The sequence below is a fragment of the Bradyrhizobium sp. 134 genome, assembly GCF_023074155.1.
GTDB lineage: Bacteria > Pseudomonadota > Alphaproteobacteria > Rhizobiales > Xanthobacteraceae > Bradyrhizobium.
On sequence record NZ_JADPKX010000009.1, the window covers coordinates 33,050 to 59,028 of the forward strand.

Consider the following 25,979-nt stretch of genomic DNA (forward strand, 5'->3'; position numbering starts at 1 on the left):
ATTACGAGTTGATCGACTATCTGGCGCAACTCTGTCCAATTTCCGACCCCAATGATGGCCGGCTAGCGCCAAGAACGCAGGCTTTTCTATTGCAAGGGTTTGCGCGTTCGAATCCCCTGTAGCTTCGACTGTAAATTGCTGAATGAGCTGGGGAAGGTCCTCCAGCCGGATCTAGTCTCCGATCATGAAGGTGGCGCTGCGTACCGTGCCCAGGCGGGAAAGTGCAGTCTCGATCATATGCGGCTCCGGCTGACCAACAATCAAAGGCTCCACTTTCGTGGCAGCAGCCACGGCGGCGATCGTAGCTCCTGCCCCGGGCTCGAATCCACCTGCCGTCGGCAACAGGAGGTCGGGGTTGGTGCCAATAAAGGCTGCTCCATTTAGGATCGCGTCGACCGCAATCCGCAGCTTCTCATGCGTAATTTGTCGATCGAGCCCCATGACCACGGCGTCGGGCTTTCGATCCGTCACCTCGAGCCCCGCGTCTGTCATGGCTTTCGTAAGGGATGGCGCGCTGATGACGAATACTCGCCCGCTGCCGTAGTAGCCGTAAGCCGTGACGTAGTATCGGGCGATCCCGACCAGTACGTTTCAACCAGCTACGTCGAGCGCCAGAACCTTTCGTTGCCGATGGCGTCGCGTCGGTTTACCCGGTTGACCAACGGTTTTAGCAAGAAGCTCGACAACCACGTTGCGGCCGTCGCGCTCTACGTTGCCCACTACAACCTCTGCCGCGTCCATGAAGCCCTGCGCACGACGCCAGCGATGGCGCTGGGCGTGATGGACAAGGCTTGGACCATTTTGCGCAGCTTGTGGACCCCGCGCTCGCCGTGGCCCCCGCGCTGCCCACTGAGACCCCGCCGGATCGGCGCCGGAAGTTCACGGTAATTCAGGGAGGGATGGCGTGAACCGCACCGGCCGCAGGCCCGACTAATGGGTGAGTCTTCTGTGCAACAGTCGGATTTTTTGGAACACGACCGCTTGACGCGCATTGACTCGATGCTGCGGACGCAAGCATAGATTGCAAGGGGCGAGTGTGTGATTCTTGAGGAAATTCAACGAGATCACAGATTCGTTAACTGTCAAGGCCTTTCTTGTTGACCAACCGGTAAATCTCTATATCGTGCCGGAGACGGCCAAACGGCGCGGGATGCAACCCCGCGTCATATTTCTTTGCGAATCAAGCGTTAATGCTTTTTTGCAAAGATGCGGCGGCTAAGATTTGGAGCGAGTGATGACAAAAGCATCGGAAAAGAAAACGGCGCCGACCCCTGCGGGCGACGACTTCGTCCGCATGTATCCGTGCAATCACCTGAATGAGCAGCTTCGCGATCCGAAAGACGCTTTTAGCGCGTTCAAGGTGGTGAAGGATGCGTTCTTCCACGGAAAATAGTCTGAATATTAAGCATTTATTACAGGAGAGGCCTTGCTTTATGCAGGGCCTTTTTTTATGGCTGGCCGGTTGGTCCACGGGTGTTCCGATGGTCGATTCGACGCAGGGTTGCGAAAATGAATGGCGTGTTCAAGAGCTTGGAGGATGAGGCTACGTTCGTAGCCTATGTCACCGCAGACTTTGAAAAGCCGCCGCAAGCCGCCATCCAAGACTTCCCCTGTGTGCATACAATCGACCAAGAGCGCATCCTATTCGCACACGGCGAATATGCGCAGAACATCAAGCAATATGCAGTCCTTTTGGACTCAGAAAACCCCGATCACTACAAGCGCGCGGGCGCGATGCTTCACGCTCTGTACAAGAGCGATATCGTAACGGCCGTTGAGTTTGACTCAAGTTCCTTCGGGACTATGGAGCAAGTGGAGAGCGGCGAAGTGCTTGGGCTGAGCTATGGCTTTGGCCAGCAAATGATCCGCTTCCCTATGTTCTACGAAGCCTTCCACAATCAAATGCTGTCGTTTGATTTAGCTTATAGGCTTTGCTGGGCATACGAGCCGAACCCGCGCGAATTCGATTTCGGTTATCTCTACAACGTATGTCACTATCTCAAAAAGAACCGGGATCTGACGGTGGATTCGCTCTCGATGCTCTTTCGTTCGCTGATGCACCAGCCCCAACCCTAAGCGCGCTGTCCGATTAGAGAGCGTTTGCGCCACTGGCCTACTTTGAAATCCCGAGTGGCCTATTTCAGAGCTATCGCCAAATTTTGGTGACGGCCGGAGCCGGTCAGGCGGCGGTTATGGGCTGACGGTCGGTCGGCTTGGCGATGACCTGGATCCCATCATTGAATGTCACACCGACAACGAGTTTTGGCAACTGGTTGTGGCCATCGAGACGACGCCAGCTTCTCTGCGCGGCCTCGAGCAGTTTGAAGACCATCGCGAGTGCCGTCTTGTTGGACAGGCAGATGCTGCTGACGCTCGGACTCCTCCTGCAGGATCGATCGCGCTGCCCGCACGGCGATGGCCATCAAGGACGAGGGTGCGGTGGCGAAGATGAATGGACGACAGCGATCGACCATTAAATTGCGCAGCACACCGGATGCAGTGACAAGCGCGCCGGCGGCACCGAGCGCCTTGCCACAGGTGTGAACGACCAAAAGGTTTTCGCGCCCCTCACAAGGCGCAGTTAGCTCCCGCCCTTGCTCACCTTAGACGGCTGTATGCGCCTCATCGACGATCAGGAATGCATCGGGTCGGTCCGCGATTGCGACAAGGTCTTCGAGCGGCGCGAAATCGCGATCCAAGCTATAGAGACTTTCGACCACGATCCACGCGGACGCGCCGCAGAGCATCCTGCGAGTGACTCTCGTTGACGACGACGAGAATGGTTCCTTTGACGTCTCCTGGCACGTGTCCTACACGTTTCCTGGCATGCTCATGATCGCGCCGCCATGCAGGTAGGTCGTGCGCGCTCACGCCGCGACAGGTGATTAGCGATGGTCAGCGGCGTACGCGACTTCGGGACCTTGTGAATGAAATTGTAACGCGTCACGTGGTAGCTTGGATCGAAGCCGTAGAAGTTGAGCCGCATGCGGCGCAGCTCCTCGTTGCGGTACGCGTCGAGCGGCTTCTCGGCTTCGTCAGCGGCGCGGCGCCTTCGCTTGTCGACGAGGCGCGCGGCATAGTCGGGATCCGATGCAAGCGCGGCCGCGAGCTTCACGAGATCGTCCGTTGCGGCGCCCCTGGCCGTTTGCACGCGATCGACGATGCCGAAGCGTCCGGCCTCAGCCACGCCCATCGGCAGCCGGCATTGAGTGATCATGGCCGCACTCGCGGCACCCGCGCGCCGCGCAGAAGATAAGTCCAGTATTCCGAACCTTAGAGATTGCCCATGTCCTTGTAATGCGGATTGAGCACGATCCGGTCGCTGGCCCAGACCTCGTCGGCGGCGAGGCTGAGGAACACACCGCCTGCGCCGGCATTGCCGCGAACGACGGAAGCAACCAGCCGATCGGTGGTCTCGATGATGGCCCGCGCAAGATCGTCGATGGCGTTGATGTTGCGCCAGGACTCATCCGCCGCGCTGTCGGCGGCCTCGATCTCGGCAAGATGAAATGCCGTTCGACCAATAATCACGGCCGCCGGTCAGCAGCAGCACCTTGGTTGCGCGCGCAAGCGCGGTTCGATTAGGCGTTGAGCAGTGCCTTGCAGTTGTCGGAGCTCATGGCGCCGTTGTAGAGTTGAATTGCAGCCCGCCAACCTCGCAATGCTCGCGATATTCGATCGGACCGTAGCCGCAACCTGGCCTGTGCGGCAGATGCGCGGCTACGACGCGAAGATCTTCGTCGCCGCACGTTTCAAGCCTTTCGGCGCGACACTCCGGACGTGGCCGATCCAGACCGCGCCGTCGACGGTCGCCCGGGCCAGCGCACCCTCGCATTGCGCCACCACGGTGCCGGGTTCGCCGGAGATGCCATGGGCCTCACGCGCATCGAACAGCCGGACGTCCTGCCAGAACAGACTGTCGGTCAAGCCGGGCATGCCGTCGGCGCTGTCGATCTTGCGAAGCACCTCGACGGATGTGTCGTGCTGCCAGTCGATCGCGCGATCCGCTTGCCGGCAGGGCCCCCGCACGCAAATGCGCGGATCGTCGCTCGCCATTGGCGCGGGCGCCTCGTGCCCGGCCTCGATCGCGGCAATGGCCTCGAGCACCGCCTCCACCGCGTAGGAGGTGACCTCGTTGCGGTAGATGGTGGACTTCGCGGCACGCCGCATCGGGAACGTGCGATGGACCCAGATTGGACCGGCGTCGAACTCGCCATCCGCCTGCAGCACCGTGACACCCCACTCCGCGACGCCCTCGAGAATGGCCCAGTCGAGAGCCGCAGGACCGCGGTCACCGGGCGGGCCGGGGTGAATGATGAGGCAACGCACGCCACGCCAGACATCGTTCAAGAACGGCGCGATAACGAGGTCGGGCCGATACAGCGCAACGCTTTCGCGGGTCCCGTCGGGATGGATATCGAGCTCGACGGAGACCTCATGGCTACGCTCGCAGAGTTCGACATGCAGCCGCTGCGTCAAGTTGTTGAAGGAATGCGACAAAAGCAGAATGCGCATCCTGAGCCTCAACAGATCCGGGGTAATTGTTCGCCCGATAGCCAGTCGACGATCCTTCCGCCGCCAAAGCGCGTCGCCATCTGCACGAAATGGTGGTCGTCTGCCACGGCCTCGCCGATCTCGGCGGCATCACGGCCGAGCGGATGTATCCGCATCGCCGCAAGCACGGCTGCTGCAACCTCGGGCGCCACGACCGCTGCCAGCTTCCCTTCGTTGGCGACGTAGAGCGGATCGAGCCCGAGCAGTTCGCAGGCCGCAGCAACACCGGGCTTCACCGGGATCGCCGCCTCCTGAAGTTGGAAGCCGAGGCCGGACTGCTGGGCGATCTCGTTCAGCGTCGCGGCGAGCCCACCGCGGGTGGGATCGCGCATCAAACGGATGCCCTCGCCGCCGGCCGCCAGCATGCTCGCGACGAAATCATGCAACGAAGCAGAATCCGAGACGATCTCGGTCTCAAAAGCGAGGTTCTGGCGTTTGGACATGATGGCGACGCCGTGATCCCCGAGCGTTCCAGAAATCAGGACACGATCGCCGACGCGGGCATTCCCGGCAGAGAGGTCGAGCCCGGCAGGCACGACACCGATCCCGGCGGTCGAGATGAACAGGCCGTCGGCCTTGCCGCGCTCGACGACCTTCGTGTCACCGGTGATGATGTAGACGCCCGCGGCTCGCGCGGCCTCGCCCATGGAATCCGCAATCATCTTCAGGTCGGACAAACGAAAACCTTCCTCGATGATGAAGCTCGCCGAGAGATAGAGGGGCCGCGCGCCGGCCATGGCGATGTCGTTCACCGTGCCGTGCACGGCCAGCGAGCCGATATTGCCGCCCGGAAAGAACAGCGGCGAGACCACATAGCCGTCGGTCGTCATCACCATGCGCCCGGCGCCGACATCGAACGCAGACTGGTCGTTGCCGCACGCCAGCCATTCATTGCCGAAGGCCTCGTGGAACAGGCCCGAGATCAGTTGCGACATCGCGCGGCCACCGGAACCGTGGGACAGGTCGACGCAGCCATTCTTTATGTCGATCTTGCGCTGATGGGCTTTCATGACTCCCGCCGTTGCTGATGATCGCGGAAGCGGCCGTAGGTCCAGTGTGCCGCACATGCACCCTCGGACGAGACCATGCAGGACCCCATCGGCGCCTCCGGCGTGCACACCGTGCCGAACAGCTTACAGTCAACCGGCTTCTTCACGCCGCGCAGGATGGCGCCGCATTCACAGGCCGGATTGTCGGCAACCCGAAGCTCGTTCATGTCGAAGCGGACCTCGGCGTCGTATTTGTCGTAGGCCCGCTTCAGCTTGAGCCCGCTATAAGGCACTAGGCCGAGACCGCGCCACTCGAACTGGTCACGCAGCTCGAAGATGTCGGAGACCTCCTCCTTGGCACGCAGATTGCCGTCACGGGTCACTGCTCGGCTATACTGGTTCTCCACCTCATATCGGTGCTCGTTGACCTGCCGCACCAGCATCAAGATCGCCTGCATCATGTCAAGCGGCTCGAAGCCCGCGATCACCACCGGCCTGCCGAATTCTTCGGCAAAGAACTCGTAAGGCTCGGTGCCGATGATGGTCGAGACATGGGCCGGCCCGACGAAGCCGTCGATCTCGACGGGGCCGATATTGCGGATATCGGCGCTTTCCAGGATGTTCTGCATCGCCGGCGGCGTCAGCACATGATTGCAGAACACGCTGACGTTCTTGAGCTGCTTCTTCTCGGCGAGCCGGATCATCACGGCGGTCGGCGGCGTCGTGGTCTCGAAGCCGATGGCGAAGAACACGACCGCGCGGCCGGGAATTTCTTCCGCAACACGGATTGCATCAATCGTGGAATAAACCATACGGACGTCGGCGCCGCGCGCCTTGGCCTTCAGCAGCGAGGCACCCTGCGAGCCCGGCACCCGCATCAGGTCGCCGTAGATACAAAGGATCACGTCCGGCCGTTCGGCGAGCCGGATCGCCATGTCGATGCGCCCCGCTGGCAAGACGCAGACAGGGCAGCCGGGGCCGTGGATCATCCGCACGTTCTTCGGCAGCATGTCCTCCAGCCCGTAGCGGGAGATTGCATGCGTGTGGCCGCCGCAAAATTCCATGAAACGATAGGATTTTTCCGGATCGGCCTCCGAGCGAATCGCCTTCGCCAATCCCACCGCGATCTCCTTGTCGCGAAACTCGTCGGCATATTTCATTGCGCGGCCTCCCGGCTTTCGGCGCCGATTTCACGCAATAGCTCCAGCGTCCGCTGCGCCTCCTGCGCATTGATCTTGGTCAGGGCGTAGCCCACATGGATGATCACGTAGTCGCCGACGGCGAGGTTTTCGATCAGCGCCACCGAGATCTCCTTGCTGACACCATCGATCGAGACGACGGCCATGTCGTCGGGCAGGAGCTTTGTGACCTCAGCAGGTATCGCGAGACACATCAGGCGTTTCCCTCCAGGCCTTGCTGTTCGAGGAGTTGGAGCGCGGCGACCCAGGCCTGCCCGAGGCTGAGGCCGCCATCATTGGACGGCACCTGGCGAGGCAGCAACGGCGAGAGCCCGGCGGCGACGCAGCCGCACGCGATCTCGTCTGCGAGGATCGCGTTGAGGAAGCAGCCACCGCTCAGGATGACAGTCGTGACGCTGGTCTCCAGTGCCGCGCGCGCGATCCAGTCGATGCAGGCGGCGGCGAAGGTGCCATGGAAGAGCTCGGCCCCATCGACCGGATCGACCGCAAGGCGCTCGAGCAAGGGGAAAAGAGACAGCACGCCACTCTCGATCGTCCAGCCGTCCTCGGCGACGCGCGGTGTGCGGACACACGCTTCCAGCTTCATTGCGGCTTCGCCCTCGTAACTCTGCACCGGACAGACACCAAGCAGGCCCGCCGCCGCGTCAAACAGCCGGCCGGCGCTGGTCGTCGTCGCCACGCCGGGCTGGTCGAGCATAGCGCAGAGACGCGCAGCCTGCGGCTGCATCGCAAAGCGCTTCGCAATCGTGTCGCCGCGCCGCAAGGCATGCAGCACGCTCGCGGCCATGCGCCACGGCTCGCGCGTCGCGCGATCGCCACCCGGCATCTTCATCGGGGCCAGATGTCCGATTCGCCGGAAGCGTGCACCATCGCACGAGAGCAACTCGCCGCCCCAATTGCCACCGTCGCTGCCATAGCCGAAGCCGTCGAGCACCAGCGCCAACGCCCTCCCCGCGACGCCATGTTCCGCCATCACGGATGCCGCATGGGCATGGTGATGCTGGACCGCGATCAGCCGCCTCCCGCTGGCTTCGGCGAAACGGGTCGAGGCCATGTTCGGATGCAGGTCGTGGGCGATGACGACCGGCTCGATGTCCAACGTCGAGAGCAGGTGATCCACCGTCTCCTCGAAAAAGCGAATGCCTTCCGCGGTGTCGAGATCGCCGATGTGTTGGGAGACGAAGGCTTCGTTGCCGCGGATGACGGTGACCGTCGACTTCAGCGCGCCGCCGACCGCAAGCACCGGCGGGGCCGACTTCGCGAGCCTAATCGGCTCTGGAATATAGCCGCGTGCGCGGCGGATGAACTGCGCCCGCCCCGCGACTACCGACACGACAGAGTCGTCTGCGCGGGTGACGATATCGCGGTCATGCGTGACGATCAGGTCGGCGATGCCGGCAAGCCGCCGTTTGGCCTCGTCATTGACGATCACCAGCGGCTCGCCGCCAGGATTGGCGCTGGTTGCCACGATCGCCCAACTTGCGCCGTCCGCTCGCGGATGCGCCGAATTGAGCGCCTTCAGCACCAGATGATGCAGCGGCACGACGGGCAGCATGACCCCGATCCGCGACAGCTCCGGCGCAATTGAGGGCGCGAGCATATCGCGGGATCTCATCAGCACGATGGGCCGCGGCGAGGATTCCAGCAGCGCGAGCGCGACCGCATCGATTTCAGCGATCTCGCCGACCACATCCGCCGAGCCGACCATGACGGCGAACGGCTTCTGGTTGCGATGCTTCCGGTGCCGCAGACGCCACACGGCCGCATCTTCACGGGCATTGCAGAGCAATTGATATCCGCCGAGCCCCTTGATCGCGACGATCCTCCCGTCGGCGATCGCAGTGGCGATCTGTTTGGTACCATGACTGATCCTTGGCCCACATCGCGGGCAGGCAATTGCTTCGGCGTGGAAGCGACGGCTCGCCGGATCGGCATAGTCTGCTGCGCAGGCCGTGCACATCGCGAAGCGCCTCATCGCGGTGGTACCGCGGTCATAGGGCAGCCGCTCGGCAATGGTGTAGCGCGGGCCGCAATGGGTGCAGTTGACGAAAGGATAGAGATGGAAGCGGCTCGCCGGATCAAACAGCTCGCTCAGACACTGCGGACAGGTGGCGGCATCGGCGGCGATCCGGGTCGAGACCTTGCCCTGCTCACTGGCGCGGATGTGGAACTCGTCGCTTTCGGTGATGCCGACCGGTTGCACGGAGATCTCGTCTATCCGAGCCAGTGGCGGTTTTTCCAGCGGGAGCGCATGGACAAAATCCGCGGCGCGGTCGCCCTCGACCTCGATCACCACGCCATCGGGATCATTGGCAACGAAGCCGCCGAGCCGATAGCGCGCGGCGAGGCCGTAGACGTACGGACGAAAGCCCACGCCCTGCACGGCGCCGCGCACATGCAGGCGCAGCCGTCTTCGGTCTCGCGCCGTGGCCTCGCCGCTCATGCTCATCCCGACACCGCCATCTCGGTGGGCTTCATCTGTGCAACTCGCTTGCGAATCCAGGCATAGAATGCCGCAAAACCCTCACCGGTGCACGCCGACACCGTCAAAACCTCGATCTTCGGACTGACCCGGCGCGCATATTCGATCGTCCTTGCAAGATCGAAGTCGAGTACGGGCGCAAGATCGATCTTGTTGATCAGCATCAGAGAGGAGGCGGCGAACATGTCCGGATATTTCAGCGGCTTGTCCTCGCCTTCCGTGGTCGAGAACACCACGATCTTGCAGGCCTCCGCCGAGATCGAACGCCGCGGGACAGACGAGATTACCGACGTTCTCGATGAAGAGGATGCCGCCGTTAAGCGAGGGCAAGCGGTCATAGGCTGCGCCGACCATGGCGGCATCGAGATGGCAGCCCTTGCCGGTATTGACCTGGATCGCCGGCACGCCGGTCGAGCGAATCCGTTCGGCATCGTTGGAGGTCTGTTGATCGCCTTCGATCACGACGATGGGAAAGCTGTCCTTCAGCTCGGACACGGCGCGAACCAGAAGCGAGGTTTTTCCGGCGCCGGGGCTCGAGACCAGGTTGAAGACGAGCAGGTCGTCGGTGCCGAAGCGCGCGCGGTTGTCGGCGGCAAGCCGATTGTTCTTGCCGAGAATGTCACGCTCGACTTGGATGATGCGGTCGCTGCTCATGCCGGCGATCTGCTGGCCTGCCGGGTTGGCGCTGCAATCGACCAGTCCGCCATCGCCGGGCGCGTGATCATGATGATGGTGATGGTCGTCGCTGTGCCCATGATGATGCGAATGATCGTACCCGTGGGAATGATCATGGGAATGATCATGGGTGTGTTCTGTGGACGCTTTGGCATCGCGGCAACCGCATACCGTGCACATCAGTCGACCTCCAGTTCCCTCACGCGCATGTCTTCGCCGTCGGTCACCTGCAATTGATAGCTGCCGCAGGACGGACACGGCTCATAGCGCTGCTTGATCTCGACGCCTTTGGAGCAGGCCACGCACCAGGCCGCTCCCGGCGTCTCGACGATCTCGAGCCTTGCTCCTTGCGCAATGGTGCGCGCGGCGACGGCCTCGAAGCAGAACTTCATCGCCTCAGGCGCAGCATGGCTGAGCGCGCCGATCTCCAGGCACACGACGTTCACCCTAGCGAAGGCGCGCTTGCGCGACTCCTCCTGGATAATCTCGACGATTCCCTGGCACAGCGCCATCTCATGCATGGCCGATCTCGCGGAAGCTGAGGCTGAAGCCGACGCACGGATCGAACGAGCCGACGAGCGCGCGGACCGCATCCAGCCCCTGCCGGCGCCCGGCGAGAACGGAGCCCTGGAGGCTACGAACCAACGGCCCGCGGGCATGGAAATTCCACTCCGTCGGCGCCAAGAATTCGAAGCGGAGGATGCGGTCTTCATCGTCGAGCTCGACGGCATGATAGAGCCGGCCCCGCGCGCATTCGACGGCACCCGCGCCTCTGCCGGTCCCCAGCCGGTAGCTCTGGAGGACACCGTCCTCGACTGTCCCATCGTCCGCCTCGAGGAAGCCGCAGAGCCGCGCCACTTCCGCGATCCGCGCCTTCAGACGCTCGGCGGGCCCCGCGCCCGGCGGCAGGATCGGCTCGCGCCTAACCCGCCGCGCCCAGACGCCGGTCTCCGGAATCCGGCCATGGAGATCAGGCGCATCGGAGAATATCGCGCCATCGGCGAGCAGCCGCATGACGATTTCGAGATCGTCGGCTGCCGACAGGAATGACTGTTCGACGACCCGCGGCAGCAAGGCATCGCCATCGAAATTCGCAAGATGTACCGCCAGCGCGCTGCCGGCCCCGGGGGTTTGCTCCTCGCTCGCGATCCCGAGCGCGGTGAGCGATGCCCTGATCTTCGCCACCGCCTCGCGGCGCGAGACCGCCTCCCCGCGCTCGGCGATGCTGCCACCCAGAACGGCCGTGGCCTCCATCATGGCACGAACCGCTGCGGCGCCGGCGCCGTCAAGCGTGAGACGGCCAACGAACAGGCCGCGTAACAATTCGGTCAGGCGTTCGGCGACGACAGCGACGACGCGACCGCGCTCGATCTGGAGACCGGCATCCTCGCCCCGCGCCGCCTCGACCGCGGACAGGAAAGCTACCTGATGCGCCATCGAGCACAGGGAGAACAGACGCGGCAGCACCGACGGCAGTGACGAGGCCAGCTTTCCCGCGAACAAGCGCGTCAACGGCGGCCGGCTGCGCGGCCGGATTGCAACGTCGGCGATCGTGCCGCCGGCGAGCCACACCGTGATGTCGATCTCGTTCCGGAAGGCCAGGCTCATCCGCACCGCTCCGTCAGAACACCGCGCAGGAAGTTACCCCGATCGATCGGGCTTGTTGCGGGCTCGCGACGACGGACCGCCTCCTCGCTGTTGGCCGGCAGCATCAGCTCGGCGAAGGTCGCTTCGGCCGTCGCCCGCGCGGCGACCATGTCCGAAAAGTGGAACATCGGCGAGAACAGCGAGCAGCTCGCGATCAGGCCCATTTGTCCGACCTCGCTGAGAGTGAATTCGACATCGCCCGCAGGGAGGCGGATTCGCAAGCTCGGGCCCGAAGTATCCCGCGCGATCGCGCCCGCCGGGATCACCACGTTCATGAACCAGGGCGTGACCATGATGCCGATGGTCGTGCCGTTGAACCAGCGGAAACCGACCGCTTCGACGCCGAGCGCGTCGTTGTAGATCGGCAGATCGCGCATCGCGCGCTCGCCGATCTCCCGATAGCTTCCTGCCAAGAGCTCGCCCCACGCTTCGGCGTTGGCGTCGCTGGCAGGAATTTGCGCATCTGCCGTCATGGCTGGAGCGCCATGAACTTGGATTTTGGAGAGTCGCAGTTCGGGCAGCACCAGTCTTTCGGCAACGCCGCGAACGGAGTGCCGGGCGCGATCTGTGCCACCCCGTCGCCATCGCTGGGATCATAGACCGTCCAGCAGATGCCGCATTCCAGCCGCGTGACATCAGCGACGTCCTGGCGCACGCCAAAATTCTCGAACCCGCTCATTTGAAATAGGCCTCGATGATCTCCTGAAGCCGCTCAGCCGAGTCCTCGAAGTCCTCGTCAGCCGCAATCGCCACCGTGGGCACGCCGCCGACCTCCAGCGTATCGAGGATGACGGTGTCCATGGCGTTGAAGAACTGCACCGACCAGACATTGCGGATGCCCGTGGAGAGTACCCAGCAGGTACCGTAGCCGCGAGAAAGCAGTTGGATCGGCCCGTTCTTGATCGTGTCCTGGAGAAAACTCATGTCGACCGGGCTCATCGGCAGCAGCGTGAAGTTGATGATCTGCGAGCGGATGCCCGGCCGCCATGCGAGCGCCCGCTCGCGGATTTCCGCAAGCACCGGCAGCACGTTCATGGCCCCTTCGGGGGCCTGCCCGATCTCGAAATCCGCAGCGGTGAGATCGGCAGCGGCGCGCTTCACGATCTCCGGGATCGGCCCGACCTCGAGATATTCGTGATTGGCGTCGCTCCCGAGCCGCACGCGCCAGATCCCGGCCAGCACAGCTTCCTGGATCTGCGCCAACGATCCATCGGGCAACTCAACCACGGCGGCCGCTTCGCCCTCGCCCATCACGTCGGCAATCAGCTTGCGCTCGAGATCGTTGAGATTGCTAAGCCGGAACAGTTGCGTCGGCATGTCGGCCTTCTGGCTCGCGATCGCTGCGGCCACCTTCGACAACAGCTCGATGGCGTTCGGGCAGATCCTGGCGAGTTCCGCGCTGTCGAGCGTGGCAAGCTTGGCCAAGGCACCGGCCGCGGTCAGGCTGCCGCCCGTCGCGTTCAGGCTCTCATCGCCGATCGGAAACACGTTGATCGGCTGCTCCGCGCCCTCGGGCGCAGTCCAGAAACCCGCTTTCATAGTTCAACACCCTGGCGGTGCTGGGGAACGATGGTTGTCATGACAACGGCGCTCGTGCCGCGCGGACGGTCGCTCAGCTTGGTGATGCGGTCGACATAGATTGACCAGTCCTGGATCTTCGCGATCAGCTCGAGTGTCTCGCCGTTGGCGACAAAGATCAGCGTCGGCTGCACGCGCACGCCAAAACGGTGGCCGAGTTCGCTCTCGGCACCGCGGGCGATCACCGCGGCACGCAACCGACCCTTGAATGCCTCGATCAGCTCCGGCAGCACGACCGCGACATCGATCGCCTCCGGAAAACGCGCGGGGTCTCCCGCCGACAGCAACACGGCGATGGCGCGGGCCTGGTCGGTCGTATTCAGAAAACGATCGACCGTCGCAGCATCCACCTCGGGCAAGCCACGCCGCGCCAGATCCTGCCTTCGCTGCTGTAATTTCATCAGACCTCCCCTGACAAGCTTATGATTCTGCTGGGAACAGCGATCAGCAAGGTACGTGCCAAGGACGATTATCACCTTTCCTGATTTATCTAATTGATTTGAATCATATATTTCCACGACAGGAGATGTATCAATCCCAAGACGGAAAGCTAATTTCCATATCGGATGAAAATGAACTTAGCAGATAGACATTTACCTTCCAGCGAGGTCGCGGGCTCTCGCGGAGCGGGCTGCCGCGCTAATCAAGCCGGAGATGCTCGGGCAGTTGCGGCTCGCGGTCAATGAGGTCGGCGAAGAAGCGATCGCAATCCTCGCCATTGATCGCTGCGCCCAGACCGTCGATCGCGGCACCGATCAGGAGCGCCTCGGCCTGATGCAGAAGCCGAACGGCGGTGTCGATAGAGACCAGCACTCTGGCACCGGCCGGCGGGTTCGAGAGCAGCAGCATCGAAACGCGCCGCTGCTCGCCTCGGAACTCGCACAGCGCCGATATCCCGTCAGTCTCAACGATCGTCATCGGCAAGCCGAGGCACATGGTGGATCTCCGACGGTGCAGCCGGTCAGGCAGGCCGCCCCCTCATCTCATAATGCTGATGATCGATGTCGTTGGCGAGCAGCCGCTCCGATTCTGCCAACGGCGCCGTGCGCGGCATCACCTCGACGCCCCATTCGGCCAGGATCTCGCAACCAAGCTCGAGCGCCGGCGCGATCTGATCGCGAACCGGCTCCGTCAGCGGCCCACCCCAATCCTCGACGTCGAGCGGCTGGCAGCCGATCAATACGAGATGTCGCGGACAACGGCCAAGCAGGTCGGCCGCGCTGATGACCTCCTGGAAGCCGGTCTGGTGCAAGCTCAACTTCTTGGCGCCGGTGAAACGCGGCACCTCGTCGTCGCGAACGAGCTTCAACTGCGCGGGCTCGAGCCCATAGTCGATCGCGTCGAACACGATCAAACGATCCGCATCCTCCAGGTAGTTCACGAGGTAGAGCCCCTGCGTGCCGCCGTCGAGAATGGTGACATTGTCGGGCACGGCGTAGCGGCGGTGGAATTCCTCCACCGCACGCACGCCAAAGCCTTCGTCGGCCCACAGGATGTTGCCGATGCCGAGCACCAGGATGCGGTTTGCTTGCGAAGATGTCGGCATCGGTATCATTCCAGTTTCTCAGTCGCGAAATTGCCGCTCGCCGGAGATCATCGAGGAGATGATGCTCTGGCGCGACATGATGTCGTCGCGGACCGCGGCGTACATGTGCACCATCACGAACACGACCATCGCCCACATGCCGAGATGATGCCAGGTGTGAACGTCCTGGCTGTTCGGCCAGATGGCGAACACCCAGCCGAACAGCTTGTGCTGCCAGCGGTCGATGCCCGCACCTTCCGAATAGAGCGCAAAGCCGGTAACGATCATGAACGCCACGAAGAGCGTGAAGCCCGTGAACATCGCGGTCCGCGCCAGGGGGTTGTGGCCGACATACATCTTCGGCTCGCGCTCCAGGAACGCATACCAGCGGATTTCATGCAGCACTTCCTTCCAGAAGTGCTTGCGATGCACCGGCAGATAGAAAATCTGCCGGGAATGGTGATTTCCGACGAAGCCCCACAGAATGCGGGCAAGGAAGAACACCGCCAGCACCTGCCCCGCCGCGAAATGGGCAAAGCGGATATAGCCCATCACGAAGTTCGCCGAGGCCTCGCCCTCGACCGAGGGCAATGGCGTTCCGATCAGATAACCAGTCACCATCAGCACGATGATCGTGAACGCGTTCACCCAATGGCAGATCCGCACCGGCACTTCGTAGACATAGACGGCGGGACGGCCGACCGCATGTTCGCCGGCCGCATCGGCCGCTATCGCGGAGAGGTCCGGCTCGGCTTCCGACGGACGTGCAGCTACATCCATCATGGCGTTTCCCCCTGCTTCACCTGATCTTGACCCTGGCCATTTCCTGGCCGGCCGGACTCATGACATGCGTGGAGCAGGCCAGGCACGGATCGAAGGAATGGATCGTCCGCAGGATCTCCAAAGGCTGCTCGGGATTGACCATCGGGGTGTTCATCAGCGAGGCCTCGAATGCACCGATGTTCCCTTGCGGATCGCGCGGTGAGCCGTTCCAGGTGGTCGGCACCACGCACTGGTAGTTGTCGATCTTCTTTTCCTTGATCTTGATCCAGTGCCCCAGCGCGCCGCGCGGCGCCTCGGTGAAGCCAAAACCCTTGGCCTCCTTCGGCCAGCTCTCCGGCTTCCACTTGTCGACGTTCGCGGTCGAGCTGTCGCCGGCCTTGATGTTGGCGACGAGCTTGTCCTGGAAGTAGCGCATTTGTCGACCGGCCCAGACCGACTCCAGCGCGCGCGCCGCCGTCCGACCGAGCGTCGAGAATAGCGCCGACAGCGGAAGATCCATATCCTTCAGGAACTTGTCGACAGGATCCTTGAACTCGGCCTTGTTCTGCGCATAGCCCACCACCCAACGCGCCAGCGGGCCGACCTCCATGGCGTGACCCCGCCAGCGCGGCGCCTTGATCCACGAATATTTTCCGCCCTCGTCGAGCTGCTCGATCGCGGTCTTGGTGCCTTTCGCATTGGGTCCCAGCACGTAGTTCGGCTCGGTCAGGCCGTCCCAGGGATGCAGTCCCTTGGTTTCGTCGGGATATTTGTACCAGGAGTGAACCACGAACTCCTGGATCTCATCGGGGTTGGCATGATCGACGGGAAGCACCTCCGAAAGATTGCCGTTTATGATGGCGCCCCGCGGCAGCTTCAGGCTTTTGGAGGAGTAGTCGTTGGCGTGTTCCGGCACGTCGCCATAAGAGAGTACGCTCTTGCCGGAAAGACCGCCGCCGTAGAGCCAGTCCTTGTAGAACGAACCGATCGCCGCCACGTCGGCCAGGTAGACCTGCTCGTTGAACTCGATCAGGCGATCGATGATGGACGAGATCAGGTTCAGGCGCTCAATGTTGATGGCACCGACCGCGCCCGTGCCGTCGACGTTGATCGGACAGGGCGCGCCGCCCACGAGCCAGTTCGGATGCGGATTCTTGCCGCCGAAGATGGTTTGGATCTTGACGATCTCCTTCTGGAAATCGAGCGCCTCCAGATAGTGCGCGACCGCCATCAGATTGGCCTCAGGCGGCAGCTTGTACGCCTTGCTACCCCAATAACCGTTCTTGAAGGGCCCCAACTGCCCCGACTCGAAGAACTTCTTGAGACGGGTTTGCAGGTCCTTGAAGTAACCCGGCGACGACAGCGGCCAGCTCGAGATCGACTGCGCGAGCATCGAGGTTGCCCGCGGGTCGGCCGAAAGCGCGGAGACCAAATCGACCCAATCCAGCGCGTGCAGGTGATAGAAGTGAACGACGTGGTCGTGCACCTGCAAGGCAAGCTGCATCAGATTGCGGATCGAATTGGCGTTCTCCGGAATGGTGATCCCGAGCGCGTTCTCGACCGCGCGCACCGAGGTCAGCGCGTGCGTGCCGGTGCAGACGCCGCAGATCCGTTCCGTGAACGCCCAGGCGTCGCGGGGATCGCGGTTCTTCAGGATCACCTCGATCCCGCGCCACATCGTGCCGGTGGAGACTGCGTTTCGGATGACGTTGTCGGCGTCGACATTGACCTCGACCCGCATGTGACCTTCGATTCGGGTCACCGGATCGACGACGATGCGCTTGCCGGAATTGTCGAGATTGAAGCCGTTGGGAGTCTGGATACCCATGATTTTCTTACCCTTGGATCTCTTTGGCGGCTTAGCTGGTGCGGTGCGCGTCTTTGCGCTTGCCGGCGAGCCGCTTCACCGCGGTCACCGCTGCATGCGCGGCGACTGCCGCACCGACGGCTCCGGCCGCCACCATGCCGATCTGGTCGGCGTTCTTCTCGATGCCGAACTGCTTGATGTTGGTGAGACGGTCGTAGAACGAACCCTTGTCCCAGAATCCGTCTTCCGAGCAGCCGATGCAGCCATGCCCCGACTGAATCGGGAAGGAGACGCCGCCATTCCAGCGCACAGTCGAGCAGGCGTTGTAGGTCGTCGGGCCCTTGCAGCCCATCTTGTAGAGACAATAGCCCTTGCGCGCCGCCTCGTCGTCCCACTCCTCGACGAACTGGCCGGCGTCGAAATGCGAGCGCCGGTAGCACTTGTCGTGGATGCGCTGCGAGTAAAACATCTTCGGCCGGCCCTGACGGTCGAGCTCGGGCAATTTGCCGAAAGTGGTGATGAAGGTGACAGTGCCGGTCATCACTTCGGCGATCGGGGGGCATCCCGGCACCTTGATAATCGGCTTGTTGGGGATGACCTTGTCGATGGGCGTCGCCTGCGTCGGATTGGGCTTGGCCGCCTGCACGCAGCCCCACGAGGCGCAAGCGCCCCAGGCGATGATCGCCATCGCATCCTCCGCCATCATCTTCAGCTTCTCGACGAACGGCTTGCCGCCGTCGATGCAGAACATGCCGCCTTCGTTCAGCGGCGGATTGCCTTCCACCGCGAGAATATATTGCCCTTTGTGCTTGGCGCGGGTCTCTTCGAGGATCGCCTCCGCCTGGTGGCCTGCGGCCGCCATGATGGTGTCGTCATAGTCGAGCGAGATCATCGAGAGCACGGCATCCTTCACCAGCGGGTGCGCGGAACGAATGAAGCTCTCGGAACAGCAGGTGCATTCGAGGCCGTGCATCCAGATCACCGGCACGCGCGGCTTGGTCTCGAGCGCGTTCGCGATGCGGCTCGCCGCCAGCGGCCCGAGTCCGAGACTCGTCGCGGTCAGGGTACAAAATTTGTGAAAGCTCCGACGGGTGATACCTTGTCGCCTGATCACCCTGTAAAACGTTTCCGTCGCCGCGCCCATGAATCCTCTCGCCTCGGCTTTGACTTCTCTATAACGCCAAGGACAGCAAGAAGCAGGCCAAGCACTGGAAGAGGTAAGGAAAGTAGAGTAGAGTGATACCAAATTGTCGCAGATTTGAATTGCTCGAATTGCGGTGCGCGCGCGTGCCGCGACCGAGAAAAGCGGAAACAATTCGATTTCAGGCGACAACGAAGTTTCCGCCCCCGCGCGAGAGACCACTCAATGCGCGGCGCACACGATCCAGGGATCGAACGAGCGCACGACGTGCTGGATGGCAACCGAGCGTGCGCCGGCTCGCCGAGATCGGTGCCGATCAGCGCCTTCCAGCGGGCCGCCGTCATCGGCCGGCTAGAAGGCCACACTATGCAGCCACTTTCCGGCGAAGATACCCATGGGTTCGAGCAGCCGCGCCCGCCCCGGCAAGACATCGCGTGCCGCAGTGCCGCGCGTCGCTGCGAAACGGTCCCGTGTCTCGTCATGCATGCGCGGCACAGACCTCGCGAACGAAGTCCGGCATGAAGAAGATGTAGAAGTGCATGAGATGATCGGCGGTATTCTCCGCCGCATGCGCGTGATTGGTGACGGGTATCCCGTTCGGCGCGACCTCGGCCGCCATCGCATCGCGAAGAGCGGCAGCCGCGGCGACCGACTGCGAGACCGAGCAGATGCCGTAGATCCGCGGCGCCAGCGCGAGCGCCTCGGGGGCGGACGCCCCTCGATGACCTGCTCATCTGGCGCGTATGCGCGATGTTGGAAAGACAACCAATCTTACGGATGTGAAAGGTGGTAGTCGCACAGGGGAGCCCGCAGCGCGCCAATCGATAAATTTGAACTTGAAGGTCGGGCTTTCTGGCGTCACCGTAGCACGGTTGGCGATACGCTTTTCGCTGACGTGATGGAGATTCGTTCACGATGTCATGGCGTCCGAGTGACCCAATAGCGGCCACCCACGCGACGCCAAACGTATCGCATATAAATTAAGACAGAACTTCCTTCCGCTCTGTAAACCGCCACTGCCTCGGCTCGGGAATGTCGTTTTCGCGACACACGTGCATTGAAACACGGCCGCGTCGGAATCGAACACAACACACATTTGCCGAATACCGGAGTACACATGCAGGGAGGACCAGACTTTGATGACGGAAACGATCGCCTCGATCACGCAGGCGAAGGAGCCCAAGTACTGTTCGCTCGAAACGTCGGCTGGTTCTGCGACGTGATATCCGCGAACAGAGCAGCACCGCAGAATGGCGCCCGCGTCGGGCTGCGTCGCGAGGGCCATCGCCGCAATCCTTCAGTCGAGCTTCGCTGGGATCGCTCCAACCGCGGGCGTATTGTCATCAGCACTAAAGCGGTGATGCCGTGCGACATCCGCCAAGGACTGGCCTTGCATCTCACGTCTCGTCAGGTCGTAGAAACTTACGAGAGACGGCGCTTCACCGCGGATGCCAGACCCACGGTGTGCCTAAATGCCAGGACTGGAGGTAGTGAACTGCAACCAAAGCAAGAGCGAAGACGAAGTGGCGGGCTGGAAAGCCCTCGTTCTCGGCTCCAGACGATGATCCATATTGCGATTGGAACAGATCGAAAGCGCGCAGGCGCTGAGATTTATCAACCGGGAAAATTACAAGACGTTGCAGACGTTTGACGGAGCGGCATTCGAGCGGGAGCGGGACGCGCTGGCCTCGATTTATGATTGAACAGACAATATACCTTATATTAGCCGCCCGGCGGCTATCTCTACAATCTCTGGAAGTGCGCCAACAGTCCGCGCGGCCTCTGGCGACGAACCACTCTGGAAGAATTCGAGCGCCGCCTTGTGGGAAATTCTGCTCGACATCGGCCAGCTCGGCATCAGCGAGGGTGAAGACCGGCTTCTGAATGCGACGGCCCTCGCTGCCCGGGGCTCCTGGACGCAGGAGTGCTGAGCCTGCCGGCGCGCCAGCGATGCTGTCACCTTCCGTGAGTTCAACATCGACGGGAAAGCGGTCGCTCGCGATAGCTCCGTGTTGCCGGAAGCCGAGCCGCGACGCTGAATGGGTTGATCTCGGTACGGTGGTGCTGTCGAGCTCTTATGGGCCGGATATGGCGACGAAACCTGGCTATGCGCGCACGGTGCGGCTGTGGCGGCGCGGCACGGGGGCAGATCAAGCTCCGGTGATCTTTGACATTGCAGCCGGCAATGGCAGAGCCCCTTGCAATGTCGACCATACCGTTGCGCAAGCGCGGATGTGGTTCGTCGATCAGGTCAGCGCGCTTCCGGAGGGCTTTGCTCTGCCGAGCTACACCACCACCGGCGCCGCCATATCGGGGACACGTGATTTGGTCACGCGAGATCCGGATATACCCCGCGCTGTCGCGATTGCTTGTATTGCGGTTGTGGCTCACCAAGCGTCCCGCGTTGTTGAGGTTAACGCATTTGTCTTCAGCGCATATAGGTCACAGGTTCATGCAGACATTGACGAGCACCTCATGCAGCTGTGAGTGTGATGGATCCAAGGCTGGATTGTGAAGTCCGAGGCAAGTCCCGATAGGATAGTACAGCAAGATCGCGATACTTACGCAACGAGGGCACATGCTGCTCGCAAACTTCTTACGGCTCCAAGAGACTTCCTGCCGATAAACCTCTCAGATCATTGCGCAAATGCGCAATTTAAAGGCGTAGGCGGACTCGAGCGCGCAAAGGGGCCTCCGCGAAAAGCGCGCGATCGAAGTCGTCGAGGGTGGTGCTCGCAGGTACAGCTGATTATGATCGACGGAAACAGTTGCTGTGCAACGGTCCAGCAGCAGCCGTCACCTGTAGCGGGCAAGATCACCCCATGAACAGCACCTCCTCTTCACCAGTCAATGCGATCGCAGCCGAGCTTGGCCGCCTCGATCCCGCATACGCGCCGACGCCACTCCTGAACCTTCCGGCGCTTGCGGAGCGGCTCGGAGTGGCGCAGGTGCTAGCGAAAGACGAGGGCCGCCGCATGCTCGGCAGTTTCAAGTCGCTTGGTGGCACCTATGCCGGGCTGCGCGCGCTCGCCCGGGCCTCGCGCATGCAGTTGGCCGACCTTCTCGCGGCCCGACCTAAGGGGCAGCCGACCTTGGTCTGCGCCAGTGACGGCAATCACGGGCTCGCAGTAGCTGCCGCCGCGCGCTTTGCCGGGGCGCCTGCCCGCGTGTTCCTGCACGAAGGCGTGCCGAACGCGCGCGCGCGCCGCATCGAGAATCAGGGTGCCGAGATCGTATGGGTGCCGGGCACCTACGACAATGCAGTTGATGCGGCCGCAGCCGCGGCCTGCCAAGGCGCCGGCATTCTTGTCGCCGACACGACCGACGATCCGAACGACCCCATCGTTTGCGACGTGATGGCGGGATACGGCGTCACGGCGGCGGAAATCCGTGATCAGGTGGATTTCGCCGGCCTTGGGCGTCCGACACACGTCTTTATACAAGCTGGGGTCGGCGGACTCGCCGCTGCCATCGCCGAGGGTCTCTCGGGCTGGCTGGCATCTCCGGGCTGCATCGTGACGGTCGAGCCGGAAACCGCAGCGTGTCTCGCGCCCGCGCTCGCGGCCGGTCGCCCGATTCGGGTGATGGGCGATCTCCGAACATCCGCGGAGATGCTCTCCTGCGGCCAGGCGAGTGCGGCCGCCGTTGCGGTGCTCAGGCGTCACGGCGCTCGCGCCATCACCGTGCCCGAGGCGGAATTGGTGGATGCTGTCCGCGTACTCTCCGCCCACGATGGCCTTGCCACCACGCCGTCCGGTGCAGCGGGCCTGGCGGGTGCCATGGCTGCCCTCGCAGACCCGAGCCATACAAGGGATCTCGGACTCGACCGGTTGAGCCGCATTCTCGTCCTCCTCACCGAACGCGCCTGGGAGGACCGAACGTGAGCACCGCAATCTTCGCTCCTAGTTCGACTTGCATCCTCTCAGTGACGCCATGTCCGGCAGGCTCGACGCTTCATCACTGGATCATCGGCGGTCCGTCTCCGGCTCGAGAACCCAGCGGCGCGCCCCCGAGGGAAACGGGCCCTTCTGCTTTAGGCGGGCGAGTGGCTCTTGTAGTCGGCTTTGAAGCGGCCTGGGCTACTGGCGCACGAATATCTGCAGGAAGATGCGCAGCAATGTTCTGCAGAGACTCAATTCTTGAGGTCAGGGCTGCGATTTGATCTAACATGCGTTTCAAATCGGCTTGCTGCGCATCGATGTTGCGGTTGAGCGCTGAAATCTCCTCGCTCGCCTGCTGTTGCCCCAACCGAATCTCCGAAAGGGCCGCTTTGTCTTCAGGTGACAACGCCGGCATTGGGACGACTTCACGTGCCACTAGCGCCTCGATCATTCGGTCGATATGGGGCCGGTAAAATTGACCCCCAACGCATAGCCCGATGAAGATGGCGACAAATCCAACAACCCACGGAAGGCGTCTTGATGACGTCTGCAAGACGGGCGGCAACTCCGAACCGTTCGCTTGATCAATCACATCCATCATTCTTTCTCTCGATCTATATTGGCTCTCGTTGCCGCGGTAGTAGATGACGGTCAAGAGCGTCTATGCGAAACTAATTGGTCATGCGCACAAAGATATCGGGAAAGATCATGCCGCTTCAGCGTCCACACGACTCTGCTCGTGCAACGAATCGATGTTTTCCAGCGCCAACAGGCACTCGGCGCATTAACGCTGCACGGGCAACGAAAACACGCACGATACGATCGCGTCCATAGCTCTAAGTACACTCGCGATGGCGCGGGCTCCTCCGCACCAGCGGCAATCTGCCGGGAGCGCTGTCGAAAGATAAACAAGCACGCTCGCAGAAGGCGGGCTCAGCTAGCTTCTCAGATCAACTCTGCGCCCGAACCGATGGCTATAGGCAAAGTTAAAGCTAGCCGACTGAGAGATGACGAATCGCGATCTATAAGAACGGGCATTATCTGCGCGAGTCTAACAGCGAGCCACTTAACCAGGATCATGAGCCAGGAGCCACGGCTCCCCTATGCCGGAATTTACCGGTGTATGGGCTGGCATCGTGAGATCGGCATCGTAGCGGGGCCACGTCTTACCGCCACAAGGACATCATACGCACGCGGTGCATTTTTCAAGCGTGACCACCCGGTTCGCAGACTTACTCGAAAATACAAGGAATATCGATTGGCGACTGAGTGGGCCTATCTTTTCGACTTGCAAGCCTAACAGCCTGCATTGAACGCGGCGGCATTTTCGCGGCGAGCTTAGAGCAAGCCCATCAGGTGTCAGCCGTTTCAAATTGCGATGGAATTGCTGGGGAATTCTTCGGAATGCGTGGGTTTCTGTTTTTTGTGGCGCAACAGTGTGGGCAGCACGCGGCGGGCACCAAGATGGCTTTGTGCCGCGGCTGACCGCGTCCATGCCGCCAGTCACGTACCCTAGTCTGACGATCGCGGTCGAGTAGCTCGGCCATTTGGCTTTGCCCTCACAGACCCGGGAGCCGGCTTTCCCGCACCCGGCTCTTCCCGGGAGTAACCCGCGTCATTCATTGGATAAATAAAAATGACCTGGGCAGGAAATACCGCGCTCGGCCAAGCCGGTTCTGTTTTGTGATCAGCCGCTTTTTCACCGTTGTGGATCCGTGGCGCGACGCGCGCCTCTTTCAAAGCACTCGACCCGGGCATCCGGCCAAAGTGGGTCATGCGCCGTCATAGTGATGGCGACGCTCGAATGCTACGAACCCTCGCTAGCTCGCGATAGTATTCAACCAGAATGCCAGCCTCACTCGCGTCTCACATGATAGCCCCAACATGAACCGCGATTCGGACCGACGCCCGGCATACCTGCTAAATCGCTTCGAAGTACCGCTGGCGTTCACAGTCGGAGAGTTGATGTTGAACGGCTTCCCACTCCCATTGCCGGGAACGGGAGAACGCTTCAACTTCCGGTACCGCACCACGTAGCCGTTCGCACTTGCCACGAAGCATCAGCTTCCTTCTAGCATTGAGATGCAGGTTTGAGGGCCACCATCTCGCGTCGCTCACAGGCAAATCAGCCGCTCTACTTACGTGTGAGCGGCGTCTTACGATCCGACGGTGAGCCAAACGCATCTGCCGGACGCGCGTTGCTGTGACCCAGACACAGGGAGCTTCACGGCACTCGTCGATGACCGGGCTCGCCTTGCGTGAGCCTCGGATTTGGGACATTCGCACTGTATGTTACTCGTTGGGACGGGCTTCGGGTGCCGAAGTCTGTCACCGCCCATTTCGACACCTTACATCTTGACGTAGGGTGCGATTCAAGCCCCTCAGATAGCTTATCGTGTGAAACTTTTCGGACAATGCGGCTGTGTCGCATGTAATCCGAGGCGCCACCGTATGTGTACGATGTCCAAGATGACTCCTATCAAGCTCCAAAGCCTGTACAATCATCGTAACGGGTGCGCGTGGCGGCGAAGTGGCCGCTAAGAATGTCGGCTTCCTCCACGCGCTCGTTAGCGAAGAAGCGGTAGGCTGCCTTCGTGTTCGCCCAGTCTTGGCACGCGAACGGTATGCTCCCGCCCATGCCATCACCAATTTGCCTTAACAGCTCGCCAAATCGTTGACCAAGACGGGCATCCTTGAAGGCAGTCTTGTCGATCTCGCGCTCAGTCCAGTGTGCGACGGCGCTTTCATCACGATCATCCTGGTGACCATCCGGGCCCGCCGACCGACGAGATATCGCACCGCTCGAACGCATGAAGGCACCTCGCCGTCGCGATTCAGGTGCTCAACAATGAATCACAACCGATTCATCTGATTCAAGATTCTTCGATCGAGCCTCTCGCAAATGAATCAAGCACTTGTGGGTAATTGAAGGCCGGCGGCGGCCGTCTTGTGTAGTTTGAAGTCTAGCTTTGAGGTCACGTAGCGATAGGGCGCCGAATGTCGGTGGCGACGGAGCTGCGACGAGCAGGTTCGCCATTTGCAAGCTGGCGAGACGGTCTGCGGCCTCGCGCGCCGGTACGGGGTGGCTTACAGCCTGCTGTTCACCAGGCGCCGACAAGCGCACCAGGGGCGACCGGGCGGAGATTTCGTGCCAGCTCTTGTTCCTGTCGAGATCCACACCCACGCTGGCTCCGGTATTGATCAGCACGCCGCCACCGGCGTCTTCACAGCTCGCCCATCGCTTCAGCATTTAGTTGAACGGTTGGCCAGGTCATGGTCGCGGGACAGCTCGGCGAGCTGTTCGCGCATATAGAGCTGTCGCGATGCGGGCAGAGGCCCTTTCGCGCAAACCGGGGACATCGGCGCGCTCGCTGTCTGGAGCACGGGCGAGCCGTCCAGCAGCGACTTCGGCGCGCAAACGTGATCTGAAACTGGACGAGGTGCCGAACGATCTGAGCACATTCCTGCGCTAGCTCGCGCAGCCAGTGTTGCCTCGCCTCGAGGTGCTGAGTATCGGATCATCGATCAAGCGGAGCGATACCCCAATTCGCGACCTCTGCGTCAGGTTCTAAACGCATCCCAATCTTAGAACGAAGTCAGCCGACGATTCGCATTTGAACCGGCACCAGATCGGCGGGCCTTTACCAGCTCGAATTTAGGGCAGAGGAATTGAGCGGTTAGGCGAGATTGGGTTGAGACGCAGAGCCGTACGACTCACTCAGAAGAAGGTCGGGTGCTC

Annotated in this window: 27 protein-coding genes and 4 pseudogenes; 6 read left to right on the forward strand and 25 right to left on the reverse strand. The window is 61.9% G+C overall.

What is annotated here, in order from left to right:
• Positions 1–171: 171 nt before the first annotated feature.
• Entirely contained in the window at positions 172–441 is a 270-nt protein-coding gene (locus tag IVA75_RS04760; protein ID WP_247282123.1) for an HAD hydrolase-like protein, read from the reverse strand.
• Between the two features lie 129 nt (positions 442–570).
• On the opposite strand from IVA75_RS04760, the pseudogene IVA75_RS04765 reads away from it, so the two are divergent.
• The 3 genes and pseudogenes from IVA75_RS04765 to IVA75_RS04775 form a co-directional block, all read left to right on the forward strand.
• Positions 571–795 (forward strand): annotated as a pseudogene (locus tag IVA75_RS04765) (transposase); the annotation flags it as partial.
• A gap of 439 nt (positions 796–1,234) precedes the next feature.
• The gene (locus IVA75_RS04770; protein ID WP_247282124.1) at positions 1,235–1,393 is read left to right on the forward strand and encodes a hypothetical protein; all 159 of its coding nucleotides are present in this window, start codon (positions 1,235–1,237) and stop codon (positions 1,391–1,393) included.
• A gap of 116 nt (positions 1,394–1,509) precedes the next feature.
• Positions 1,510–2,076: a hypothetical protein gene (locus IVA75_RS04775; protein WP_247282125.1), complete on the forward strand. Its 567-nt coding sequence runs from the start codon at positions 1,510–1,512 to the stop codon at positions 2,074–2,076.
• Positions 2,077–2,179: 103 nt separating this feature from the next.
• On the opposite strand, the pseudogene IVA75_RS04780 reads toward IVA75_RS04775, so the two are convergent.
• The 22 genes and pseudogenes from IVA75_RS04780 to IVA75_RS04885 all read right to left on the reverse strand — a co-directional run.
• A pseudogene (locus tag IVA75_RS04780) lies at positions 2,180–2,359 on the reverse strand (IS256 family transposase); the annotation flags it as partial.
• Positions 2,358–2,726 (reverse strand): annotated as a pseudogene (locus IVA75_RS04785) (aminotransferase class I/II-fold pyridoxal phosphate-dependent enzyme); the annotation flags it as partial. The pseudogenes IVA75_RS04780 and IVA75_RS04785, both read right to left, overlap by 2 nt.
• Positions 2,727–2,830: 104 nt before the next feature.
• Positions 2,831–3,217: a hypothetical protein gene (locus tag IVA75_RS04790; protein WP_247282126.1), complete on the reverse strand. Its 387-nt coding sequence runs from the start codon at positions 3,215–3,217 to the stop codon at positions 2,831–2,833.
• Positions 3,218–3,273: 56 nt separating this feature from the next.
• The gene (locus IVA75_RS04795) at positions 3,274–3,531 is read right to left on the reverse strand and encodes a hypothetical protein (RefSeq protein ID WP_247282127.1); all 258 of its coding nucleotides are present in this window, start codon (positions 3,529–3,531) and stop codon (positions 3,274–3,276) included.
• 189 nt (positions 3,532–3,720) lie between these two features.
• Positions 3,721–4,515 carry a formyltransferase family protein gene (locus tag IVA75_RS04800; RefSeq protein ID WP_247282128.1) on the reverse strand — a complete coding sequence of 265 codons (795 nt, stop codon included), beginning with the start codon at positions 4,513–4,515 and terminating at the stop codon, positions 3,721–3,723.
• An 8-nt stretch (positions 4,516–4,523) separates the two neighbouring features.
• The gene (hypE, locus tag IVA75_RS04805; protein WP_247282129.1) at positions 4,524–5,564 is read right to left on the reverse strand and encodes a hydrogenase expression/formation protein HypE; all 1,041 of its coding nucleotides are present in this window, start codon (positions 5,562–5,564) and stop codon (positions 4,524–4,526) included.
• A complete protein-coding gene (gene hypD / locus IVA75_RS04810) occupies positions 5,561–6,703 on the reverse strand; it encodes a hydrogenase formation protein HypD (protein WP_247282130.1) in 1,143 nt (380 codons plus the stop codon). The genes hypE and hypD overlap by 4 nt, the downstream gene beginning before the upstream one ends.
• The gene (locus tag IVA75_RS04815) at positions 6,700–6,936 is read right to left on the reverse strand and encodes a HypC/HybG/HupF family hydrogenase formation chaperone (RefSeq protein ID WP_247282131.1); all 237 of its coding nucleotides are present in this window, start codon (positions 6,934–6,936) and stop codon (positions 6,700–6,702) included. The genes hypD and IVA75_RS04815 overlap by 4 nt, the downstream gene beginning before the upstream one ends.
• Positions 6,936–9,191 carry a carbamoyltransferase HypF gene (gene hypF, locus IVA75_RS04820; RefSeq protein ID WP_247282132.1) on the reverse strand — a complete coding sequence of 752 codons (2,256 nt, stop codon included), beginning with the start codon at positions 9,189–9,191 and terminating at the stop codon, positions 6,936–6,938. Before hypF ends, IVA75_RS04815 begins: the two co-directional genes overlap by 1 nt.
• Positions 9,188–10,079: pseudogene (gene hypB / locus IVA75_RS04825) on the reverse strand (hydrogenase nickel incorporation protein HypB). The gene hypF and the pseudogene hypB overlap by 4 nt, the downstream one beginning before the upstream one ends.
• Positions 10,079–10,420, reverse strand: coding sequence for a hydrogenase maturation nickel metallochaperone HypA (gene hypA / locus IVA75_RS04830; protein WP_247282133.1), 342 nt, complete (start codon positions 10,418–10,420; stop codon positions 10,079–10,081). The pseudogene hypB and the gene hypA overlap by 1 nt, the downstream one beginning before the upstream one ends.
• The gene (locus IVA75_RS04835; protein ID WP_247282134.1) at positions 10,413–11,507 is read right to left on the reverse strand and encodes a nickel-dependent hydrogenase large subunit; all 1,095 of its coding nucleotides are present in this window, start codon (positions 11,505–11,507) and stop codon (positions 10,413–10,415) included. The genes hypA and IVA75_RS04835 overlap by 8 nt, the downstream gene beginning before the upstream one ends.
• Positions 11,504–12,019, reverse strand: coding sequence for a [NiFe]-hydrogenase assembly chaperone HybE (gene hybE / locus IVA75_RS04840; protein WP_247282135.1), 516 nt, complete (start codon positions 12,017–12,019; stop codon positions 11,504–11,506). The genes IVA75_RS04835 and hybE overlap by 4 nt, the downstream gene beginning before the upstream one ends.
• On the reverse strand, positions 12,016–12,225 hold the full coding sequence (locus IVA75_RS04845; RefSeq protein ID WP_247282136.1) for a rubredoxin: 210 nt from the start codon (positions 12,223–12,225) through the stop codon (positions 12,016–12,018). Before IVA75_RS04845 ends, hybE begins: the two co-directional genes overlap by 4 nt.
• Complete coding sequence (locus IVA75_RS04850) at positions 12,222–13,085, reverse strand: hydrogenase expression/formation protein (protein ID WP_247282137.1); 864 nt, start codon at positions 13,083–13,085, stop codon at positions 12,222–12,224. Before IVA75_RS04850 ends, IVA75_RS04845 begins: the two co-directional genes overlap by 4 nt.
• Entirely contained in the window at positions 13,082–13,525 is a 444-nt protein-coding gene (locus IVA75_RS04855) for a hydrogenase accessory protein (protein ID WP_247282159.1), read from the reverse strand. The genes IVA75_RS04850 and IVA75_RS04855 overlap by 4 nt, the downstream gene beginning before the upstream one ends.
• Before the next feature lie 238 nt (positions 13,526–13,763).
• Positions 13,764–14,060, reverse strand: coding sequence for a HypC/HybG/HupF family hydrogenase formation chaperone (locus tag IVA75_RS04860; protein WP_247282138.1), 297 nt, complete (start codon positions 14,058–14,060; stop codon positions 13,764–13,766).
• A gap of 25 nt (positions 14,061–14,085) precedes the next feature.
• Positions 14,086–14,670: a HyaD/HybD family hydrogenase maturation endopeptidase gene (locus IVA75_RS04865; protein WP_247282139.1), complete on the reverse strand. Its 585-nt coding sequence runs from the start codon at positions 14,668–14,670 to the stop codon at positions 14,086–14,088.
• Between the two features lie 18 nt (positions 14,671–14,688).
• Positions 14,689–15,432: a Ni/Fe-hydrogenase, b-type cytochrome subunit gene (gene cybH / locus IVA75_RS04870; protein ID WP_247282140.1), complete on the reverse strand. Its 744-nt coding sequence runs from the start codon at positions 15,430–15,432 to the stop codon at positions 14,689–14,691.
• A 16-nt stretch (positions 15,433–15,448) separates the two neighbouring features.
• Entirely contained in the window at positions 15,449–17,239 is a 1,791-nt protein-coding gene (locus tag IVA75_RS04875) for a nickel-dependent hydrogenase large subunit (protein ID WP_247282141.1), read from the reverse strand.
• Positions 17,240–17,270: 31 nt separating this feature from the next.
• A complete protein-coding gene (locus IVA75_RS04880) occupies positions 17,271–18,362 on the reverse strand; it encodes a hydrogenase small subunit (protein ID WP_247282160.1) in 1,092 nt (363 codons plus the stop codon).
• Between the two features lie 475 nt (positions 18,363–18,837).
• Positions 18,838–19,050, reverse strand: a complete 213-nt coding sequence (locus IVA75_RS04885) for a nickel-dependent hydrogenase large subunit (RefSeq protein ID WP_249798980.1) — start codon at positions 19,048–19,050, stop codon at positions 18,838–18,840.
• Between the two features lie 886 nt (positions 19,051–19,936).
• Here IVA75_RS04885 and IVA75_RS40100 point away from each other — a divergent pair.
• The 3 genes from IVA75_RS40100 to IVA75_RS04895 all read left to right on the forward strand — a co-directional run bounded on the left by IVA75_RS40100 (position 19,937) and on the right by IVA75_RS04895 (position 22,243).
• Positions 19,937–20,062 (forward strand): hypothetical protein, encoded by a 126-nt coding sequence (locus tag IVA75_RS40100; protein ID WP_018459068.1) that lies wholly within the window; start codon positions 19,937–19,939, stop codon positions 20,060–20,062.
• Positions 20,063–20,447: 385 nt separating this feature from the next.
• Positions 20,448–20,846, forward strand: coding sequence for a hypothetical protein (locus tag IVA75_RS04890; protein ID WP_247282142.1), 399 nt, complete (start codon positions 20,448–20,450; stop codon positions 20,844–20,846).
• A gap of 335 nt (positions 20,847–21,181) precedes the next feature.
• Complete coding sequence (locus IVA75_RS04895; RefSeq protein WP_247282143.1) at positions 21,182–22,243, forward strand: pyridoxal-phosphate dependent enzyme; 1,062 nt, start codon at positions 21,182–21,184, stop codon at positions 22,241–22,243.
• A gap of 73 nt (positions 22,244–22,316) precedes the next feature.
• Here IVA75_RS04895 and IVA75_RS04900 read toward each other — a convergent pair whose 3' ends face one another.
• Complete coding sequence (locus tag IVA75_RS04900; RefSeq protein ID WP_247282144.1) at positions 22,317–22,841, reverse strand: hypothetical protein; 525 nt, start codon at positions 22,839–22,841, stop codon at positions 22,317–22,319.
• Positions 22,842–24,719: 1,878 nt separating this feature from the next.
• The gene (locus IVA75_RS40250) at positions 24,720–25,052 is read right to left on the reverse strand and encodes a transposase DNA-binding-containing protein (protein WP_275996121.1); all 333 of its coding nucleotides are present in this window, start codon (positions 25,050–25,052) and stop codon (positions 24,720–24,722) included.
• Between the last annotated feature and the right edge of the window lie 927 nt (positions 25,053–25,979).